General features: G+C 57.1%; 1 protein-coding gene. It reads left to right on the forward strand.

Annotated features, from left to right (window positions below; translation table 11 throughout):
- On the forward strand, window positions 1–368 hold a 368-nt coding region (locus tag A3840_RS01795), incomplete at its 5' end, for a hypothetical protein (RefSeq protein ID WP_205633328.1).
- Window positions 369–555 lie beyond the last annotated feature (187 nt).

The following is a 555-nucleotide window of genomic DNA, read 5'->3' on the forward strand; positions in this document are numbered from 1 at the left end:
CTACTTCAGGGAGGACCACTTTTCAGGGGGCAGACCAACTGCACGAAGCACAGAAGCGCGCGGCTGGACTGCAGCACGCCCTCAACCTAACGGTCCAACGCCACAAGAGGCCGGGGCTGCACATGCCCGACATCGAGGGCGTGAGTGCCGAGGATGTCGAATACATATTCGGCGTTATTCAGCAACAATTAGTCGAGCAGGTTCCGGTCGATGAACAAGATGCTTGCCAGTTGCCCGGCCTCGAAGAAATGCAGATCGAATTGGTTACCCAGGTGGTCGACGCTTTGCAGGATGCGAACCTGCTCTATGTCGACACAGATGGCCAACTGAAACTGCCGCCTTTGCTACAGCCAAGGTCCGCTGCGTAGCACAGTGTAGCGCTACATAGCGCTACATCTTCATAACATGCTCACGAAGAAGGTCCCGACTTTATCCTTGTTTGGCCGCTGTATGGCCCTGCCCTGCCGCCCGGAATGTCCGCGGACTTGTCCACGGACACTTCGCTGGAAATGCCCTACTGGAGCGCACCCCATTTTGACCGGACAGCCGGCATAG

The sequence above is a fragment of the Devosia elaeis genome, from assembly GCF_001650025.1.
Lineage (GTDB): Bacteria > Pseudomonadota > Alphaproteobacteria > Rhizobiales > Devosiaceae > Devosia > Devosia elaeis.